Source organism: Psychromonas antarctica, assembly GCF_022267535.1.
Lineage (GTDB): Bacteria > Pseudomonadota > Gammaproteobacteria > Enterobacterales > Psychromonadaceae > Psychromonas > Psychromonas antarctica.
The window spans coordinates 1-3822 of record NZ_JAHNZV010000174.1; the positions used below are offsets into that span (position 1 = coordinate 1).

The following is a 3822-nucleotide window of genomic DNA, read 5'->3' on the forward strand; positions in this document are numbered from 1 at the left end:
CGCCACTGGCTTAATTCAAAAACGCAGTTTTGATGGACTCAACCAACTACGTCAGCTTAATAGCAACGGCACACTCAGCCAATATCAATATGATGCATTAGGCAGGCGCAGTGCAAAAATCACGGAAGCCGGTAAAACGGATTTTATCTGGGATGGCAATCAGCTGATTGGCGAACATACAAACGGCGAATATACGTGGTATATCTACCTGCCTGATAGCTTTTTACCCGTTGCCTTAATCAAAGGCGATGAAATCTATTATTACCACCTTGACCAGCTTGGCACGCCGATTTGTTTAACGGATAGTCATGAGCAAATTGTTTGGCAGAATAATGGTGATTTGTTTGGTGCGGAAAATGGCGAACAGTTAAAGAGTAAATCAGAAAACCTAATCGACAACCCACTGCGTTTTCAAGGGCAATATTATGATGCTGAGTCTGGGTTACATTACAACCGTTTCAGATACTACTGCCCGAAACAAGGGCGGTTTATTCATCAAGATCCGATTGGATTAGCAGGCGGCATCAACCCTTACCAATATGCACCGAATCCAGTAAACTGGGTAGATCCGTTTGGGCTGAGTTGTAAAGAGGGTGAAGAAAATGAACCCTCTATTACGAATGAAGGTCCTTTGGACAGGGTTGGAAAAGGACTTAAGGCATTTATGATAAGCTCTGGAGCCTTTTTAACGCACTTAGCTTCTTCAACGAGTTATGCTATTCAGGGACGCGCCAATAAAATAGTTAATATTGTGAAGTTACCCGTTGATGCCATTGACCGAGCTGCATTTAGGGATGCGCAACAAATATTGGGTGATGTTGGCATAGAGTTACCGAATACCACCACACTGGCACAACGGGATCCGACTGTCATTGCTGCCGCGAAGGCGGCAAAAGGAGTGTATGATGATGATATTACAGCGCCATTTAATGGTTATAGTGAGTTATCATCACAACAATCGGTTGATCTGCTTGGTTTGCCTGATGAAAGCTACTTGCTTGATGAAAAGATTGGTTTTAAATCTAAGGTTTTTTACAATTCTGAAACAGATGATTATATGGTGGCATTCAGAGGCAGTCGTGATCTTTCTACTGCGATTAACAGAAAACAAGATTGGGTACAAACTAATGTCAAACAGGGCATCGGTTTAGAAACCGATCAATATAACGCCACAATGAACTTAGCCAAGACGATTGCGGAAGAAAACCCTGATGCCAATATCACTTATGTGGGCCACTCAAAAGGTGGTGGGCAGGCAGCCGCAGCGGCTATTGTTGGCAATCGGCCGGCAATTACATTTAATGCGGCAGGGGTGCATAAAAATACTATCACTCGTTTTGATGATTCTTTGTCGATAGCATCTGATGATAAAATTCGCGCCTATTATGTACCGGGTGAGGCACTTAATACATCGCAAGATCATTTTGTTGGCCCACAGGCAAATGGACAACGTATTCGCTTAGAGCTTCCCTCAAACAGTCAAAATAGGGGGGTAACTAAAACCGTCAATCGACATTTTATGGACAGTGTTAATGAGGCCTTAGGCCTGTAGGAAACCTATGAAAAAAATATTTAAATATTTCGGCATATTATTAGGGGGAATTTGTATGAGTGCGTGTGGTGATGATGCAACCGATGTGGCGCTGTTAAAGTCATTTTATAATGCGCAGGCGATGCCGTTAATTGATGCGGTGATTGCTAATAAACCGGATAAAATTGCGCAAGCTTTAAAGCAAGGAATTGATGTAAATGTATTAGGAGAACATAAGGTAACGCCATTATTAATTGCCTTTTTATTAGAAAAACGCAAAAGTTACCGGACGTTACTTGAAGCGGGCGCTAATCCCAATCTTTTTAGTGAAAATAGCAAACCCTATGATTTTTATAAACAAGCCGCGGTGATGTTTGATGCCGCTGGTCTTGACGATAGTTACTATCTAGAATTAGCATTGGCCCATGGGGGCGATCCTGATTTACATAATCCTTATAAACCTGGAGGTAATATTGTCCCAATTTTTAGAGCTGTGATGTCGAGTCACCCTAAAAATGTACAGATCTTAATTGATCATGGCGCGAATTTAGAAAAAGATTTAAATGGTACTACGGTGATTTTTAATACTGTAACTACCAGTCAATTTAATATGTTGTGGCAATTAGTAGATGCGGGTGCAAACTATTTGCATAAAAATAAACGCAGTAAAAGCATAGTTAATTATATTGAATCTGGGCGTATGGGGCCGGGTGGCTCACAATGGCCTGATTATTTTCGTTTTATTAAAAAATTAAGATCCGAGGGAATTGACGTTATCCCCTATGCTTGGCAGGCGAAAAATTTTGAAAAATATAAAGATAAACTTCCTCCTTTGCCACCGTTAGGCGATAAAATCAGGACGGAATAAATAAATTATTTGGGTATAGATCTTTTGACTTGACGGAAGATCTTTTTTATTTCAGAGAGAGCCATTTGTGCAAATTTTTTGCGGCTGGTCTTTAATCTTGACTGCCAATAAAAACGTGATTTTAATTTGAATTGATGATGCTATTTTAATCACGCTTACTTTTCTACATTGAAAGTGCACAAAAAGGTTACTCCATTTATTGCTATAACTAAATAATCGAGGACAGCCACACCTTTTTTTTAATAAATTAGGTAGTATCGGAGGCTAAAATGGATAAAGTAATCTTAAAACAAAAAGCCACTTTACTTGAAGAGTGTCTAGAAAAATATTCAGGTAATAATAAAGATATATATGAAGTGAAAAGTGGTATTGGAGAACTTATTCAGCTAGCTAAAAATGATCTAGTTGACTCTCCTCTAGATCGAGGAGATGTCCCAGGAGTTTATCAATGGGTTAATAGTGGAATTGGGTGGCCAGTTGATATAAGTGATGCTTATTATGAGTTTAGACTTGAGATATCTGGAGGCTTAAGTGATGTCGCCAAAGAATTTTTAGCCTCGAGGAAACGGACGCTGTGAATGATGTTGCTGTGAATTAAGCAGCAACCATTAATAAGTTTGGGGTTGATCCGAGCTTTAGTTTTGGTTGCCAACAAAGTGAGCTGTTACTATTAATTTAATTAAGCTTTTCATTAACTGCCAAATATATCATGAAGAGGCTTTATGCATTTAAAATGGGTTATTGCTAGTTGTTGCATACAAATCATCCTTGCTTGGGCGCTAACTGGCGCTACAAGTTTCATGCTATGGATGTTGGGAGGAGATGAGCCCGGTTCTGTGGGAGAAAAAGTGCTCACGATTGCGACTTACAGCTTGGTAATGATCCCTTTAGCCGCCTTAGTTGGTAGTGTCTGTATCGTTTTGATATATAACATTAATCCGGAGCTCAAAGTTTACAAACTGACTTTGCTTCCGTTTTTTCCCTTTATTTTTTTCTGTGTCATTTTTTTCGCAAATAATAAGTTGTAATACACACTTATATCGGGGTTATGACCTGGTCAACTGAATGTTCACCATTTAATCTATTAATCCAGCGGCTAAGCACACTCTGTTTAGTCGTTTTTTTGTATCTAAATCTTCCACACCAAAAATGTTGCCGGCTATCAAATAACGGGGTGACGACGGCGCATACGACTACCATTTTGACTATAACGGTAATAAAAGCACCAGCACCGATAGCTTAGGCAATACCGAGCACTTTGAGTTTTTAACGGATGGAATTATTCCACTGGACAACAATGCCGCTGAAAATGCGATTCGTCCGTTCGTGATTGGGCGTAAGAATTGGCTACACTCAAGCAGTGTAAAAGGCGCCCATGCCAGCGCGGCTATTTACAGCATCATAGAAACCGTATTATGCCGCA

The 3822-nt window shown here is 40.0% G+C and carries 4 protein-coding genes and 1 pseudogene; all 5 read left to right on the plus strand.

Going from position 1 to position 3822, the window contains the following annotated elements:
* Positions 1–1552, plus strand: a 1552-nt coding sequence (locus KSO91_RS16390) for an RHS repeat domain-containing protein (protein ID WP_238744098.1), incomplete at its 5' end; no start/stop codon positions are given.
* 7 nt (positions 1553–1559) lie between these two features.
* Positions 1560–2399 (plus strand): ankyrin repeat domain-containing protein, encoded by an 840-nt coding sequence (locus KSO91_RS16395; RefSeq protein WP_238744099.1) that lies wholly within the window; start codon positions 1560–1562, stop codon positions 2397–2399.
* Between the two features lie 269 nt (positions 2400–2668).
* Entirely contained in the window at positions 2669–2977 is a 309-nt protein-coding gene (locus tag KSO91_RS16400) for a hypothetical protein (protein ID WP_238744100.1), read from the plus strand.
* Between the two features lie 144 nt (positions 2978–3121).
* A complete protein-coding gene (locus tag KSO91_RS16405) occupies positions 3122–3427 on the plus strand; it encodes a hypothetical protein (RefSeq protein ID WP_238744101.1) in 306 nt (101 codons plus the stop codon).
* 235 nt (positions 3428–3662) lie between these two features.
* Positions 3663–3822: pseudogene (locus KSO91_RS16410) on the plus strand (IS66 family transposase); the annotation flags it as partial.